This window comes from Leptolyngbya sp. AN02str (genome assembly GCF_050565595.1).
Lineage (GTDB): Bacteria > Cyanobacteriota > Cyanobacteriia > Elainellales > Elainellaceae > Kaiparowitsia.
Genome location: NZ_JBNXVR010000040.1, coordinates 46,483 through 63,202, shown reverse-complemented (window position 1 = coordinate 63,202; position 16,720 = coordinate 46,483). Strand labels below are relative to the sequence as shown.

The 16,720-nt window shown below is 53.6% G+C and carries 11 protein-coding genes and 1 pseudogene; 6 read left to right on the top strand and 6 right to left on the bottom strand.

Features of this window, described 5'->3' with window-relative positions:
- Positions 1-1,229, top strand: a 1,229-nt coding sequence (locus ACQ4M4_RS22825; protein ID WP_430686775.1) for a putative Ig domain-containing protein, incomplete at its 5' end; no start/stop codon positions are given.
- 161 nt (positions 1,230-1,390) lie between these two features.
- Here ACQ4M4_RS22825 and ctpB read toward each other — a convergent pair.
- Positions 1,391-2,749, bottom strand: coding sequence for a carboxyl-terminal processing protease CtpB (gene ctpB / locus ACQ4M4_RS22820; protein ID WP_430686774.1), 1,359 nt, complete (start codon positions 2,747-2,749; stop codon positions 1,391-1,393).
- A gap of 1,163 nt (positions 2,750-3,912) precedes the next feature.
- Here ctpB and ACQ4M4_RS22815 point away from each other — a divergent pair.
- Positions 3,913-4,827: a DUF6816 family protein gene (locus ACQ4M4_RS22815; protein ID WP_430686773.1), complete on the top strand. Its 915-nt coding sequence runs from the start codon at positions 3,913-3,915 to the stop codon at positions 4,825-4,827.
- Positions 4,828-4,939: 112 nt separating this feature from the next.
- Positions 4,940-5,857 carry a histone deacetylase family protein gene (locus ACQ4M4_RS22810; RefSeq protein WP_430686772.1) on the top strand — a complete coding sequence of 306 codons (918 nt, stop codon included), beginning with the start codon at positions 4,940-4,942 and terminating at the stop codon, positions 5,855-5,857.
- A 108-nt stretch (positions 5,858-5,965) separates the two neighbouring features.
- Here ACQ4M4_RS22810 and ACQ4M4_RS22805 read toward each other — a convergent pair whose 3' ends face one another.
- Positions 5,966-6,532 (bottom strand): DUF2721 domain-containing protein, encoded by a 567-nt coding sequence (locus ACQ4M4_RS22805; protein ID WP_430686771.1) that lies wholly within the window; start codon positions 6,530-6,532, stop codon positions 5,966-5,968.
- A 400-nt stretch (positions 6,533-6,932) separates the two neighbouring features.
- Here ACQ4M4_RS22805 and ACQ4M4_RS22800 point away from each other — a divergent pair.
- Positions 6,933-7,112: pseudogene (locus tag ACQ4M4_RS22800) on the top strand (serine/threonine protein kinase); the annotation flags it as partial.
- A gap of 70 nt (positions 7,113-7,182) precedes the next feature.
- On the top strand, positions 7,183-7,707 hold the full coding sequence (locus ACQ4M4_RS22795; protein WP_430686770.1) for a hypothetical protein: 525 nt from the start codon (positions 7,183-7,185) through the stop codon (positions 7,705-7,707).
- 90 nt (positions 7,708-7,797) lie between these two features.
- Here the strand turns inward: ACQ4M4_RS22795 and ACQ4M4_RS22790 are convergent, their stop codons facing one another.
- The gene (locus ACQ4M4_RS22790; RefSeq protein ID WP_430686769.1) at positions 7,798-8,241 is read right to left on the bottom strand and encodes a hypothetical protein; all 444 of its coding nucleotides are present in this window, start codon (positions 8,239-8,241) and stop codon (positions 7,798-7,800) included.
- A 143-nt stretch (positions 8,242-8,384) separates the two neighbouring features.
- On the opposite strand from ACQ4M4_RS22790, the gene ACQ4M4_RS22785 reads away from it, so the two are divergent.
- Positions 8,385-9,410 carry an ATP-binding cassette domain-containing protein gene (locus tag ACQ4M4_RS22785; RefSeq protein WP_430686768.1) on the top strand — a complete coding sequence of 342 codons (1,026 nt, stop codon included), beginning with the start codon at positions 8,385-8,387 and terminating at the stop codon, positions 9,408-9,410.
- Positions 9,411-9,648: 238 nt separating this feature from the next.
- Here the strand turns inward: ACQ4M4_RS22785 and ACQ4M4_RS22780 are convergent, their stop codons facing one another.
- From ACQ4M4_RS22780 to ACQ4M4_RS22770, 3 genes are all read right to left on the bottom strand, one after another.
- Positions 9,649-14,721 (bottom strand): translocation/assembly module TamB domain-containing protein, encoded by a 5,073-nt coding sequence (locus ACQ4M4_RS22780; RefSeq protein WP_430686767.1) that lies wholly within the window; start codon positions 14,719-14,721, stop codon positions 9,649-9,651.
- Positions 14,722-15,063: 342 nt separating this feature from the next.
- Positions 15,064-15,894 carry a BMC domain-containing protein gene (locus ACQ4M4_RS22775; RefSeq protein ID WP_430686766.1) on the bottom strand — a complete coding sequence of 277 codons (831 nt, stop codon included), beginning with the start codon at positions 15,892-15,894 and terminating at the stop codon, positions 15,064-15,066.
- A complete protein-coding gene (locus ACQ4M4_RS22770) occupies positions 15,891-16,595 on the bottom strand; it encodes a hypothetical protein (protein WP_430686765.1) in 705 nt (234 codons plus the stop codon). Before ACQ4M4_RS22770 ends, ACQ4M4_RS22775 begins: the two co-directional genes overlap by 4 nt.
- Positions 16,596-16,720: the final 125 nt, after the last annotated feature.

The following is a 16,720-nucleotide window of genomic DNA, read 5'->3' as shown; positions in this document are numbered from 1 at the left end:
GAACGGCACTGCCTGCCTGGCTAACGTTCAACCCATCTACCCGCGCGTTTAGCGGCACTCCGACCAATGCCAACGCGGGAAGCTTTAACGTGCGGGTGATTGCGAGGGATTCCCAAAATGCCACAACAAGCACAACCTTTGGCCTGACGGTGAATGCGGTCAACAATCCTCCAATTGTGAATCAGGCGATCGCCGCCCAAACAATCGCCCAGAACAGCCTGTTTAACTTTCAAATTCCTCTCAGCACCTTTAAGGATCTTAACGGAGACCCGTTAACCTATACCGTGACGCGTGGAAATGGAACTCCTCTGCCGAGCTGGCTCAAATTTGATGCGGCGACTCGTACCCTGCGAGGCACGCCTAAAAATGCTGATGTTGGGGCTTTGGGAGTGCGGGTAACGGCCATTGATCCGAGCAAGGCGGGTGTGAGCACGACGTTTGGGCTTACGGTCACAAATGTAAACGATGCGCCGATTGTGCTGAAGCCGATTCCCAATCAGCAAGCGATTGTTGCACAGGTATTTACCTATCAGCTCGGCCTTAACACATTTGTGGACCCCGATATTGGGGATACGCTCACCTATCGAGCAAGGCTAGGTAATGGACAGCCTTTACCTGGCTGGCTGCAATTTCGGAGCCAACTTCAGAAGTTTGTTGCAATTCCACCGGTGAATGCGGCTGGTAACTGGACAATTCAAGTCATTGCGACGGATAAGGCAGGAGCCTCGCGTGCAACATCCTTTAACTTGGCGATCGCCAGCGATTCAGCCCTAGCCGGATACAACGTCATCTTGGGTACCCTCAACGCAGATAGCAACATTCAAGGAACCAACAGCCACGATTTCATTCGTGGCTTTGCAGGAGCCGATCGCATCTATGGCAATGGCGGAAACGATCGCCTCTTTGGCAATAACGGAAATGATTTACTGGTAGGGGGCCTGGGTCGTGATTTGCTCAAAGGTGGAGCAGGTCTTGACACGCTGACGGGTGGGGGTGGCATCGATACCTTTGCCCTGACCGAAGGCCTTGGCTATGACGTCATTACCGACTTTGAGGTGAATGTAGATCGCATTCGAATTCCTCATTTTGTTCCGTTGAGCGATATTCGAACGGCGCTTGTGTCAGGCTCCACAGAAATCTATCGAACAAGCACAAATGATTTGCTAGCTCGAGTTCAAAGCATCTTGCCAAGCCAGCTGCCGATTTCGGGATTTATTGTGCCGACGTAAGGCTCGTGGATTGGGCATAAAGCGCGCAAGGCTGCTAGACCCAGAGGGTTGCGATCGCCCCCAAACTCTAGTGTGGAGCCCACCCATCTCAAAACTTACTCAAAACTTAGGGGCTGATCACGCGTGGTCAGCCCCTAAGTTGATTGATGAATAATGGTTGTTTAGCGATCGCTGGAGCGAATGCTCAGGTTCGTTTCCCGAACGGTTCTTGAAGGCTGGGCTGCCTGCTGTCTTTGACGACTCGTCGAAATGGTGGACTGGAGTGCGCCCACAGCTCGGGCGTATTGTGGATCTGCCTGAGTTGCAAACCGATCGGGATGGCTAGCGAGCTGCTGCTGCTGTGCTTCATTCAAATCCACTTGAATGTGAGGCGTAATGCCAAGTTGACTGATATCTGTACCGTTGGGCGTGTAGTAATGGGAAACAGTAACCGCTAGGCCAGAACCATCGGATAGTCGGTGAACTGATTGCACCAGGGCTTTGCCGAATGTTGTGGTACCAACCACCGTGGCCCGGTTGTTATCCATCAGGGCACCCGTCAAAATTTCGCTAGAGCTTGCGGACAGGCTGTCTACCAACACAACCAAGGGTAACTGAGTGAGGGCTGTATTGTTGGCCCGAGTTGTGTCACTAAACCCATTGCGATCGACGGTACGAACGATCGTGCCATTTGGTAGCCACATGCGAGCGATCGCAATACTGGCATCTAGCAAACCACCGGGATTGCCCCGCAGGTCTAGAACAAACCCTTCCACGTCCTTGGTCAGCAAATCTTCGATTGCCCGCTGCATTTGCTCGGCGGAGTGAGCGCTAAACTCGGTCAGGCGAATGTAGCCAATCTTAACCCCTTGCTCTTGTTTAACCGTGTGGTTGACGTTGGGTAGTTCAATACGGGCTCGTGTGAGGGTCACGCTAAAGGAGTCATCTTGCCCATCGCGGCTCATGTCAAGAACGAGATTGGTACCTAGCTCACCTCGAATACGGTTGGAAGCATCTTCTAAGCTCATGCCTTGGGTCGAAACGCCATCGATCGACAGGATGCGATCGCCCGGCTGGATTCCGGCTGCAGATGCGGGCGAGTTGGGTATTGGTTCTACAACCTTAATGCCACCCACTTGCTCGTCTGCCTGTAAACGGATGCCAACCCCAGAGAGTTCACCCGAAGTTTGATTGGTCAGCGCCTCAAACTGGCGAGGATTCATGAAGCGGGTGTAGGGGTCATTCAACCGCTGAAGCGCTCGTCTCAAATAGGCATAGGCCTCGTCGCGAGAGCTGTATTCCCGGTTGAGCAACTCTTGACGAATGGCTACCCAATTCTGGCTATTAAACGATTCATCGACATACTCGCGATAAACAATTTGCCATGCTTCATCGAGCACTGCTTTGGGGCTGTCCTGCAGCGATGTTTGAACAGCAGAACTCAAAGCGGGAGTCAAAAGCGATACACAAACGCTGGTTGCAACGGTACCGCAAAACAACAAGGCATCCAGTAACCTGGCACGACGAGGAGACTGAGGCATGGGCATAGACTCGCTATAAGAGGAAAGACGGACGATTGGGAGGCTTTTTAGTGAAACCAAGCTGCAAACACGGTTGAAGGCCCGGTCATGGTGAGCATGGAGAAGGCTGAGCTTTTTGGGCAGTGGGCTAAGGACTTGGGTGAAGGACGGTTGGTTGAGGCCTGCAGATTGAGGACTATGGATTAAGGACTGTTCTTTGAGGACTATTGTATGAACTGAAGTTGCCTTTGGTAGAGGCTCTTCAATAAAAGCACACACTCTTCAAACAGAAGGCGATCGCAACACAGAGAGCAATTGGTGAAGATACAGCAGGGTTAATCTGATCAACTCCTCAAATTCTGACATCATTGCTCAAAATTGAGTAGCCATCACAACGATTCAAAGTCCCACAGGGCAGGAGATACAGACCTCAAACAGACTGGCTACCAGAGTATCGACGAACAGCGCGATCGCCCAGCGGTTTTGTGCCAGTTTTTGGAATTTGAGGAGAAGCACATCAGTTCTTAAGAGAGAAAACTGATGCGATCGCCCTAGCAGCTACCATTCAGGCAAAATGAGTGAAAGAGCATAGGTCAGGTTTTGAGGCAAAGATAGACCTACTATTCCCTACAAATACGGAGGAATTACATCAGGAATAAAATTTGCTGAAAGCGTGAATTCATGGGGATTTGCGAACTTGACAACGACAAAATATGCGTATTTTCTTCAATGACACAGCAAAGTGAACTACAACCGTAAGATCACAGAGTTTTGTATGTATCAGTGAATTGGATACTTATGAGGTAAACCCGTAGGCGATCGCGCAGCAATTGCATCGCTTTGGTCCGGGTGCGCCCAAGTGGGGTGTCCCAGCCTGAGCGAAGAGGGTTCACTAGGCGTTAACGTGAGTTGGTTTCGTCCAATAGTCCCAATAGTTCCAATAGTTCAGATAATCCAGTGACAAACTAGTTCAATGGCAAACTAGCTTGATGGCAAATAACAATAGGCGTGGCATGGTTGCCGCCTCTATATCTTCAGGCCTTACGCAGTTGAAAGATGTTTGGAGCGCTTAGCGCTCCAAACATCTTTCAACCCCCTGTTTTTTGGATGAAGTGCGTAAGTCTTGATCTTGTAAAGATGTTTAATCTGTTCAAAATTGACCACTTGTGACTGGTAGGGCACCGATGGCAACGAATGTGAGGCACCCCAAGCGATATCGACGCAGAAAACCGCAGCGATCGTGGCGCTTGGCATGGATTGTGAGTTTGGTGTTGGTATGGTTGTTGTGCAGCGGTGACGCCTGGGCGAACTCGCTGTCTAGCCGTGTTACTCACTTCCCCATGTGGGATACCAGGCCGCCTGTACAGCCAGCCCAAGGCGACTTGTACTATCCCCAGTGGCTTGCTGGCTCGTGGGATGTCACCACAACGCTGGTTGATATGGTGGCTCCGGCGGCTCCAGAAGTGGTTTCTCCTGGGTTTGAAAGCAATCGGCAGTTTCTCGATCGCCCGGTTCGATTTCAGGCTCGTTTTTTGCCAGAGGCAGCGCGATCGCTCCAGTTGCCATGGTTCATGGTGCCGCTGTCCACCCAGCCTCGCATTGTTGCCGATCGCGCCTTTAATGGTTTGAATTTGGCGCGGGCCTCGTTGGAAGCTGTGTCGCAAGGGGAGGCGACGCTTCCCCGATCAGGCAAAACGCAATCCATTGTGCAGGCGGTGAAGGTTGATCCAGATAATCCAAATCGCCAAATTACCCTGTTGAGGGGCGATCGCCAGCTAGTTTCTACCGTGACAGCCCGGGCCACCGAAACCCCATCCGCTCATGAGTTTGTGACGACTGAAGTTTTTCAGCAAGAGTTTCGCGGTCAGCCACAGATCTATTTCAACATTGTGGAAACGACGACAGCCTATCAATACCAACCCCGTTTAACGGAACCAGTCGCGGACCATGGAGAATCACCCGAAATCGTTGCTGATCAGGTGACGGCAGTATATCTATCGCCGCAAGATCCAGATTTTTTTAAGCTAGGCGATCGCCCAGTCGCTTTGTATCGCTATCAGTTAGCATTTCATCGAAGCGCTTTGGCTACGGGTGGCTAAAGAAAACCAAGCAAACCATCCAGAATGCGCTCTGAGATCCCGGAAAGATAAATGGACCCTGATGCTGTGAGAGGCTGATGCGTAAGTGGCCTCCTGGCACATGAATGATGATATGAATTTACCGCTGGTCTACCATCCTGATTACATTGCGCCGCTACCACTAGGGCATCGCTTCCCCATGCAAAAATTCAAAGCGTTGCATGATTTGCTGTTGGTGGATGAGGTGGCGCATCCCTCTCAGTTCTATGAGCCCGATCTGTTGCCCCGTAGCTGGATTGAGTTGGTGCATGCAGCTGATTATGTTCAGCAATATTGCGAAGGTACGTTAGATGCGCAAGCCATGCGGCGCATTGGTTTACCGTGGAGCCCTGCTTTGGTCAATCGTACCTGTGTGGCAGTGGGCGGTACGATTTTGACGGCGCAACTAGCGCTACAGTTTGGCCTAGCCTGTAACACGGCAGGGGGCACCCACCATGCGTTTCCAACCTATGGGTCTGGGTTTTGCATTTTTAACGATATGGCGATCGCCGCTCGGGTGATGCAAAAACTCGATTTGGCGCACAAGATTTTGATTGTTGATTTGGATGTCCATCAGGGAGACGGAACGGCCTACATCTTCCAGGATGATCCCAGTGTGTTTACCTTTTCTATGCACTGTGAGGTGAACTTTCCAAGCCGTAAGCAGACCAGCGATCTTGACATTCCCCTGCCGGAAGGCATGGAGGATGAACACTATCTGCAAACGCTGGCTTTGTATTTGGATGATTTGCTGACCCAAGTGAAGCCCGATCTGGTGTTTTACGATGCGGGTGTGGATACCCATGAGGGCGATCGCTTGGGTAAGTTAGCGTTGACCGATCACGGGCTGTGGCGGCGAGAAATGCAAGTGCTCAACACCTGTGCAGCGCGTGGAGTTCCGGTAGCCTGTGTGATTGGTGGCGGCTATGCCGACGATGCCCAAGCGTTAGTCTATCGGCATTCTATTTTGCATCGGGCGGCAACAGAGGTCTTTCGTCAATACCGCATGTAGAAGGCTGGATAGTTTGCTGCTTTGGCCCCAGAGCGATGAGTGATTCAAATTTTTGGCGCGTACGCTTAGGTAAAGTCTGAGAAGTCCCAAACCAAAACTGATGGCGAGTTAAGACACACGAATGCGACGGCGCGATCGCTCAGGGGTGGGTGGCAGTGTCTTTTGGGGTAGAAGTCGGTGGGTGCGAAGTTCGGGGTTATTTGGCTGGGGTGGAGCGACCCAACTGCGGAACTCTTGCAAGAGCGATCGCCGCGATTGATGAAAGTCTGCCAGCGTCATGCCTATGCCTGCGAGCAGCAACGCAACTCCGGCTGCAAAAAAGAAGAACGAACCTTGGATTAGCCAAAGTTGGCTCCACAGGGTTCTCATGGCTAGAAGCAGGGTGTTGAGCAACGACGAGACTAAGGCGGCATAAACCAGCAAAATGCCGTTTTGGGATGATCGATAGCGCTGTCGCAGATGGGTTTGCTGATGCTTGAGCTGGGTTAGCTGCGGCTGGGTGAGATGATCTGCACCGACCATAACATTCACGTATTCGCGATTGAGGGTTTGCAACTTAAGGGCGATCGCGGTGTACCGACTGAGCAGCCCCACGAGCAACAGACTGCATGCGATCACCATCAGCATCGAATTAAGAATGAGCTGAATGAGCTGACTAGTTTGCTCAACAGACATACGATCGCCCTCTAGTGAATCAGTACAATTGTACTTTTCGGCTTGATTTTTTCAAGTAGTTTTGCTGCGATCGCGGTTGATTGTTGCGAAGGTAGAGTGAAAAGTTGTTCGACTGGCGATCGTCCATCGTTGGATTAACGCCAAATGGAAACAAAACTGAATCCAGGCTGGTCAAGTGGCAAGTTCGAGCTAGGGCATTTCCCACGCATCCATCCATTCATTTTTTTAATTCATTCTTGCCAGCGATTAACCCGGCATGCTCTGTCAATGGGTGAAGAAAAGAGTAGCGCCCAACCGCCAAGCATCAGTTGGTGAGGGTTTCGCTGTTCAGTGACCTGTAGGATTTGGCATGTCGTTCGTCTCTGGTTGTTAGCTTCAGCATGGGAAATACCGCCTTGAGCGTGAATTGGGGCGGGGTGGGTTTGGTGTGACCTACATTGCGACCCACCAAGTGCTTGATCAGATAGTCGTCATCAAAACCCTGAACGAAGCGGTACGCGATAACCCCAACTTTGTGGATTCCGAGCGTAAGTTTCTGGATGAGATCAAGCGGCTCGCCCGATTCTCCCATCCTAATATCGTTCGCCTCGATGTCACACAAACTCACACAGGCATGGTGTCGTTGGGCTATGCTCCGATTGAGCAAGTATATGCCCCATGCAAAGCGCACCCCCGCAACGGATATTTATGCGCTGGTGGCCACGCTCTACACGTTGCTCACGGCGGAAGCGCCAACGGCAGCAGCATTGCGCGATCGCATTCCTCTTGTATCGCCGCGACATTTGCAACCCCACCTCAGTGCTGCGGTGGAACACGCGGTATTGCAGGGGATGGCGATGGAACCAGGCGATCGCCCCAGTACCGTAGAGGCTTGGTTAAAGCTACTGCCTCAATTGGAACCAGTTTCGGCATCAGCCGACCCCGTCAATATCCTGAGCCAAGCTGTAACGTTGGTTGTGGTGCCTCGGGCACTACCCTCATCCAAACTGCTACCTTGCCTTGGAATGGAGCGCAAGTGCCCGCATCGTTTCCCGCTCGGTCTCAGCGCCGCAGGCATCCCAGCATGTGGGCCCTATTGGCGGTGGTGCCATTGCTGGCGGGATATGCCCTGTGGCATGGCACAAGCCGCCTGTCTCCAGCCGCCCCGGATGCTACTTCTAGCCCCGAGCCATTAGCTACACCGTCTGTATTGCCTACACCAGGGATGCTCCCCACAACTCCGGCCTCTGCTGTGGGGACTCCTACACCTGCGGATGATGCTTCGCCTAGCCCCCCACCAAGAGTAGCTCCATCCCCATCTTTGGCCCCGTCGCCAATTGCGCCACCGCCGATGCCCCCACCGAGTGCCGCTCCAGCCCCACCACCTGCGGCTGTACCTCCGGCTCCACCACGGACTGCTGCACCTGTCCAGCCTGCCAGCGCTCCTGTACCCAAGCCAGCTGCGCGCCCTGCGGTGGCTCCAGCCTGCTCATCACCTCGGCCTCAGGCCCGTCCTCAACAAAACCGAGGCAATGGACAGGAGCGTCGCCCGGGCAATGGTCGGAGTCAGGGGAACGGTCGTAGCAACGGCCAAGGCAACGGTTGAGGCAACGGCTAGGGCAATGGTCGGGGTCAGGGGAAAGGTCGTGGCAATAGTTAGGGTGAGAACAGTTAGTGCCGACGTGAGGATTCGGCTGATACACGCGAATGTATTGACCAGTAGGCTCCATTGCCTGACGCCTGGTGCAGTTGAGAGATAGTCGCTAGATTCAGGCACCATTCCACAAAACTTCAAGCTTCTGCACGAGGTGCGTCAGGCCTGACCCCTTAAAATGGTGAAGGTGGTGAGTTAAGCAAGCGCGAGGTCACGGGCATGGCACCCGCAGTAGTAATCGAGAAGTTGCAAAAGCGGTATGGCAAGGTGGAAGCCGTCAAGGATGTTTCCTTGCAGATTGACTCGGGTGAAATTTTTGGATTGTTGGGGCCGAATGGAGCCGGAAAAACAACGACTCTGCGCTGCTTGTGTACGCTGGCGACTCCCGACGCTGGAACGCTTGAGGTTGCTGGAGTTTCGGTGTTAGACAATCCGCGTGAGGTTCGCCAAAAGCTGGGCTATGTCGCGCAAGAGGTGGCCTTAGATAAGGTGCTGACGGGCCGCGAACTGTTGGAGCTTCAGGCCGCGCTGTATCATTTGCCGCGTGAATTGGCAAAGCTGCGGATTGAGGCAGTGGTTGCGGCTTTGGGTTTGGGCGATTGGGCCGATCGCCGCACAGGAACCTACTCTGGGGGCATTCGCAAGCGGTTGGATTTGGCGGCAGGGCTGCTGCATCAACCCGATGTGCTGGTGCTGGATGAGCCAACGGTGGGCCTGGATATTGAGAGTCGGTCGGCCATTTGGTCGTTTTTGCGACAACTGAAGGCCGAAGGCACAACCGTTTTGCTGACGAGTCATTACTTGGAGGAGGTGGATGCCCTAGCGGATCGGGTTGCCATTATTGACAAAGGGGTGGTGATTGCCTCTGGAACTCCGTCGCAACTGAAGGATAACGTTGGGGGCGATCGCATTACGCTCCGTTTACGAGAGTTTACGGTGCGTGCCGAAGCGGAAGCTGCCAAAACCATGCTGCAAGGGTTTCCGTTTGTGCAAGAAGTAATTATCAACGAAGCTCAGGGAAATTCGCTGAACTTGGTGGTCGATGCCCATAGCGATGCACTGCTGACGATTCAGCAATCTCTGAAAGAAGCGGGCTTGCCCATTTTTGGCGTGTCTCAATCACGTCCTAGCCTGGATGATGTGTATTTGGCGGCGACAGGGGTTACGCTACTGGATGCCGATATTGCTGCTGCTGCCGCCCGCGATCCCAAACAGGAAAAGAAACAAAGCATGCGAGCAAAATAGGTGTGCGGTATGGATAGTCATCGGGCTGTAAACCCGTGCTATCCAAGCCAGCGTGCATCATGAAAACTCGTGCACGAATGGCTCAGGACTTACGCAAGCCCACTAAATCTGGTGTGTTGGTGTTGTGGGTAGGGTGCGACGCACCCTACCCACAACACCAATGTGTAAGCCCAGTGGCTTTTGGGAAGCATGGATCATTGCATGGTTCTGCCGTAAAACGATCCATGCGGGCGGTTGATTAGAAACGTCGCTCAAACTCAAGGATGCCACCTGTACCACCACTGGTGTCGAGATATCCCCTGAGCAGGAACTCATCGTTGAGACGATAGCGCAGGTTGAACTGGGCGGGCGCATCATCTGTCAAAATCACCAAGGCAGAAGCAGACAAGTTCCCCGTAATGTCGATTCCGACCTCCGATGCGAGATCCAGGCTTGAGTTAGAAGCTCCGTTGGAGGTGATTGTTGGGAAGAGGCGGAAGTCGGTTAGCCCAATGGCGTTGCTCACTACATTTTGTACCCGCGTGAGCAGAGCAGAACCTGCCAAGTTGGCGATCGCCAGAGTGCCATTACCTTGACCCAGCGTATCTACAAAACCACCGCCAATCAGCAAAATAATTTCATTTTCTGTTCGAGAGGGGCTGCTCGTGAGTTCCAAATTATCGAACAGTTGGCTGGCATAGCCTACGACCGAGGCTTGCACCCGTACTGTGCCCACCCGACCAAAGTCGGTGATCGGCGTATCAGAAATTTCAGCGACAGCAAAGGGAGAGCTAGGCGTTGCCGATGCCCGATTCACCTCGGTAACCGACGCTTGCAGTTCTACATTGAGGAATGGGTCGAGGCCACGGTTGGGGCTAAACTCGGCAACGTTGTTAGAGCTGCGCACCAAATTGAATTGAGTAGTAAACAGATTGACTTGACCGGCCAGCAGACGAATATCTCCCGATGGCCGCAAATCGCCCAAGGTACCATCAATCAGCAACTCGCCCCGAGCCACAAAATTCAAAATTGGGTCAAGCGTCACCCGAACGCGATCGCCCAACGTAATCAGCAAATTGTCGAACCGGGGTGGGCTGGTAATGCTGTTGGGATCGATCTCGGGCTGGGGGCTGGGGGCAGCTTGCCCACCGCTTGAGGGCAGCTCTACTCGGCCCCGGCTGAGGGCAATCTCGCCGGTGATGCGAGGCGCTAGGGCTGTGCCCGATACGATCAAATCTCCATCAACGGCACCCTGGTACAGGCCCTTAAAATTCAGAACCAACTGGTCGAGATTGACCGTCAGCGGCGAGTCGCCTGTGCCAACGCGGTACCCCTGGGGAAAGTCATTTTCATCAAACACTGGCAGGAGCCCCTGGGCTTGCACCTGCCCCTGCCGAAACTGTCCCGTCAGCTGCTCCACATCCACAAAGCTGCGGTTGAACAGAACCCGACCATTGACATTGGTGAGTGGTTCGGGCAGAGCGGATGCCGAAAAACTTGCCCCGTTAAAGGTTGCACTACCTTCAATCTGCGGTTGTCGCAGTGTGCCGCTCACGGCCACATCAACGGTGCCTTCGCCACCTTCCCAGGCCACTTGGTCGGTAAACAAGTTGATAAACGCGAGCCCCTCATCGCGAACGCGGGCATTCAGGGTGATTTCGTCGCTGGCGGGTTCCACATCCATAAACGGCAGGCTGTAGGGAATGCTGCCTGCCAACCGTAGCGGATCTTCATCAGAGAGTTGAAACTGGCTCAAAAAGCGCAAGCGGGCATCTTCATAGCTAAATCGGGTTGTTCCCCCTTGAACGGGTTCTTGATTGATAGTTGCATTGGCGATCGCCAGCTCACCTCGGGCTTGAGGATTGGCAAGACTGCCCTCTAGCACTGCGTTCGCACTCAACTCACCCGTCACATCCAACGGCAACCGCAAAAAATCTCGAATAGCCTCGACGGGTACTTTGGAAACCTCAAGCTGACCAGACTGGGCCTCGCCACCCACGCGTCCCGAAAACGTGAGGTACGACTCATCCGACCGCAGCTGCAACGGCAGCAAACTCAGTTCCCCATCATTCAATGACCCATCGACCAATACCTGAGCAATTTCATAGTCGCCCCATGTCCAGTCATTGCCCCGCAGGCTAAACTCTGCCGATACCCCATCTTGCTGCGTTCCCGAAAAGGTGATGTTGCCAGTAAACCCACCCTGGAGTTCGTACAACGCGGGGAGTGCAATCCGTTGAGATTCTTGCTCTGCCTGAATTTCGAGCAGGGCAATAATTTCGGAATAGCGGCGTAGCTGGTTGATGAGAGCGGCATTGCTGTCGCCGACTGGAACGGTTTGAACGGTGGAACTAGATTCGTAGACTGGAGTTCGAATGCCTCGGTTCACATCTGACAGTTCAAACCATTGAAAAGCCGTTAGCAGATCGCGCACATCGCCCCGCTCGGCGATGAGTTGTCCCTGAAAGGCAGGATTTTGCCCTAAGTTGTTGACGCTGGCTGAGATCAAATAGCGGCTATTGTCGAAACTTAGGACCGCGTTGGTTAAGGTTGCAGAGCCGTCGGCATAACGAAACTGTCCTTGGAACTGCTGAGCTGTAATGTAGCCCAGCCCAGGCTGAACAATGGTGAGGTCGCCAGCGGCGGCATAGGTGGAAAGATTGATGTTGAGGTTGCCTGTAGCGTTGCCTGTGACGGCGCCTAATCCTAAATTTGCGGCTGGTGCAACATTGAAGAACCCCAGGGGGAAGTTGGCTACTTGGGCATCGAGGCGATCGCCCACGGTTGTGCCCTGAGCAAACGCATTTCCTTGTCGTACCAAAAAGTATTCGGGCCGATAGGCTCCATCGAGCCGAGCCGCAATCCGATCGTTGCGTCCGGTCAACTCCACATCCAGCCCCTGATTGCCCACAAACTGGACATTCCCTGTGAGCACTGGCTCAAACCGCAGGCCATTCGCCACAAAGTTGTCTAGCCGCAGTCTGCCCGACACATTGGGCGTACTGGGTGTGCCGCTAATGTTGCCATCGAATCCTGCAATTCCTGCCACTTGTACGTTGTCGGGCAGGTTGATGGGCAAGTTGTCGAGGGTGCGAAGGTCAAAGTCCTGCACATCGACATCCAGATCGAAGCCAGGAATGCGGGGGCCGTTGGAACCATCCAGTTGGGCCAAAACGTAGCCACTCGCAGCAAAGCCAGGGGCTTGGGCTTGGTCAATTTGCAGGCGATCGCCCAACCAGCGGAGGCTTGCCGTGAGCGGACGGTCAAAGAAAGAAATACCCCGCGAAAAAGCAACATCGCCCTCGGCCCGAATGGCGCGAGGACTTAGGTTTGCAAGGCTGCCATTAAGGCGCACATCTCCACTCACAAAGCCTTGTAGCTCGGGCGAGAACTGCTGAAGCAGCACATTATCGGCTAACACTGAAGCTTGCCACAGCCCCCGTTGGGCCGTGCCGTTGGCCGTAACCGTTCCCCCGGCCAGACTGAGCGTGGCATTGGCAATGCCTTGAATGGTGCTGATGCTAAAGTCGCGCAGTTGCCCGGTGAGGTTGGCGCTGGCGGTTTGTACCTGGCCGCCAAGCTGCGGGGCAAAGGGTTCTAGATCAATATTGCTGGCTTGGGCGATCGCCCGCCATTGACCATCCTGAATGGCCCCCTCGGCGGTAACCCGTCCATCCCCAACTTGAAATGCTGTGTCGCGGAATAAAATTTCGTCGCCAATAAAGGCAATTTCCCCCTGGCCGGGGTAGGTTGCTTCGGGCAATTGCCATTGAGCCAACGTTTGAATTTGGTCGCGTGGCCCAGCAAGATTTAGATCGGCAGTTAGCGTTCCTAGCCGAACATTGTTTAAATTGACGCCATAGCCTTGGGCGATGCGATCTGCCGAAACGTCGCGAATGGTTCCAGTCAGGCCAATTTCACCGTTTTCGCCCAGGCCGATTTCGCCTTGCGCTTGCACCACCCCCCCTCCGGCGGGCCTGACGACCACCTCATCCAAAAAGAGGCGATCGCCCAACAGATCAAACTGGGTGCGCAGGCTGGCCACATCAACCCGATCAATGCGGAGCGGGGTCGTATTATCGATCGTGCCACGAATACGGGGATTATTGAGCTCCCCAGTAATTGTCACATTGGCATCGAATGCACCCGCCGTTTCAAACGGTAAAGTAAAACCTGCAGTTGTTTGAATTGCGGCAATGTTGACTCCGCGCAAACGTCCAGCCAAGTCATACCCATTGTCGAGGTGGATCGTACCGTTGGCGAGGGCCGGAATTTGGCCGTAGGTTGCCTCTACATTCTCTAAGGTAATCGTGCGCTCTTGAAATCGCAGCCGACCTGCTCCGTTGCGAATGGGCTGAGGTAGGTTTTGTACTTGTCCAGCCAAGTCTTGAAATCGGAGGGTGCCGTCGAGCGATCGCAGGGCATCTCCCTCAATCTCCAACGTTAAATTGCCAAACAGTTGGCCCGCATTCAATGTGACCGGTACAGCCACCAAAGCGCTCACATCTGCTGCAGAAACTTGGTCGCTTTGGATAGAGATGCGCGTTCGCTGAATTCCTACGGGAACCTCTTCCCCTTCGCGAGGCTCTACCACCTCGCGTCGGGTTTCGCCACCAATGCGCAATCGTCCGCCGCTGACGGGCTTGGCATCAACGTCGTAGCGAATAATTTGGTTATCGTCTTGCAGACGCAGGCTGCCCTGCACATCTCCAAACTGAATGAGTGGCTGAACTCCTGCTGAGGTCTGCACATCAGCATAGCTAGAGGTTCCGGGCTTGCCCGCCTCCGCCATAATCTCTAACGAGGGTGCCAGGGAAATCTGCGAATTCAGCAGCCGAATGCGATCCAGCTGAACCTGGATGGGGCCACCATTACCGTCGTTCTCTGCAAGCTGAGTGCTGACCCACTGACCCTCCGCATTTTGCTGGAGGTAGATATCGGCATTCTCTAGCACCACATCGAGCCCAAGCCGACGCTCCGTCAAAACTGAGACCGGATTAAAGTTGACCCGAACTCGCTCAATATCCACCCGATCGGGATCTGTCGTAGTTATAGGAATCCGGGATGGCCCAATGATGATTTCGGTGAAACTAATGTCTTCTAATTCGCCCAAGTCAACCGGACGATTTAGCAAGTCGGTGAGGTTGCGCTCCACCAAGGGAACAAGCTCAAAGCTCACAAATCGCCAGGCCCACCAGGCCCCTGTACACACTCCTGCCAGGCTGAGAATTCCAATACTCAACCCGACTCGCCGCCACAGCCGTCGCGATCGCGCCCGATGTAACTTTTGCTGATTTTGCTGATCCTGATTCGGATTCGGAGAGTTCGTCATGTCATCCTCACCCGACACCGCCATGGAATGATTTCGTCAATCATTGGTTTCTTCAGTCTCGAATTGCCCCACCAGGAAGATCGAGCAATGCCACGCTGTTGCCGATGCCATTTAAGACTGTAGCCCAGAATGTTTGGTTCTCCAAAACGTAAATTCTGCCTTTAGGTTAATTCACATCCCATAAAATACAGTGCTTTCAACGATTTTGGTTGTGGTGAAAACTGCAAAGTTGGCCCTAAAGTTGGGCCAACAGCATCAAGCACACAATGTGAACATTCCCAAGTCACGTAACGGGCCGATGCGACTAAGCAAAACGAGTAACCAGATAGCCCTTAGGTCGCTTTACTGCTCGTCTGATTGAGGAATGGCTTCGGGCAACGTGAGTTCTTGTAAATTTGGCAAAGCAATGCGCTGGGCCTCTTCGGCTGGTTCCTGCTCGGGGGCTTCTGGCGTGACCAATTCTTTGACGGGGGTCTTCAAGTCGAGAGGGAGGGTCAATGGGGTTGGCTTCTCGATCCAGCAACTTGCCACTGGCAGGGTCTCTTCCAAATCACTCAGCGGACGAGGAATGACCATGACAGCGTGTAATTCGCCAATACGCTCAGCCTCATGCATTCCAGCTTCAATTGCCATCGCAACATCCGACACCCTCCCGCGAATGATGGCAGTACACAGCCCAGCACCAATGGTTTCGCAAGCAGCTAACTGCACATCAGCCGCTTTGAGCATGGCATCGGCAGCACCGACCATGGCCGGATATCCCCGAGTTTCCAGTAGGCCAATTGCCTGATTGCTCAATCGGCTAAAGCCTTGATCTGAAACGTATTGAGCCAATCGACTCCCAATCGGCAGCACAATTTCTAAGTTAGGCGAGGGCCGAGGAATGATGGATTGCGACACATATTCACCAAACTGTTGAGCGGTTTCAATGCCCACTTCAACCGCGATGCGCACATCGGCAATGTTGCCCCGAACAACGGCTGTGCAATAGCCATCACCAATTTTTTCATAGCCAACTAGGGTAACCCCGGCAGATTTCAGCATCATGTCTGCTGTGCCAACGATTGCCGGAAAGCTGCGAGTTGAAATCATACCCACTGCTGCTTCGCCAAAATAGCGATCGGACTTTGTTGGTGAGGGCATGGGGTCCATGGTTCCGTCCGCTTCCATCATGGTTGCTCCTGCGGTCCGGGTGAGGTGTCATGGGGAAGTCCATGGGGTGGCTGTTTGGCGGACGGGGTGAAGGGAGTGGCTGTATCGGTTGCAGCGAGTTCGGTGGTTGTGAGCTGCTGCATCAACGCTTCGCGATGGGGAAAAAGCATTTCCATCAGGCGATAGAATTCGGCTTTTCCGTACACAACTTTGGTCTCGATAGATGCGCTGGATTTGCTGTCGGTTGGCGACTTAACCAGCTGATTCGCAGTGCCGCTGTTGAATGATGAGGGAAGTTCTGGATGAGAGCTTTCTTCTAACCACGGGTTATCTGTGTCGTCGGGCACCTGGGGGGATAAGCCTCTGTCTCCTGCGACAGAAGATTGCGCGATCGCACTTTCGATTTCGCTACCCATTAACAGGGCATGAGGCGGAATGACCTGTTGAGCTTCAGCATGGGGATTGTACAAAGTGGACATAGATCCAATGCATGCATGTGCCCCAATCTTACCACTTCCCACCAAAAGCACCGCTGTCCCCAATGTCGCGGCAACTTCAACGACAATGTCGCCTCCACAGGCATGGATGACGCAGCCATGGCCAATACTCACACCCGCTGCTACTGTGACTTGGCATCCTGCATCTGCCAGGAGAAACACATCGGGAGCGATCGCTGCACTAGGGTGAATGTGTACATCTCCCCCAATTTGATAGTGATTCATTGGGCTGATCGGTAAGAGTCGCGAATTGGCTAACTCAATCGCCGCTTGCCCCAGCTCGTGCGTCAACAGTCTCTCCCTAAGCGCTAGTGGCTATCCCTCCACGTCGCATCATAACGAATGCCCAC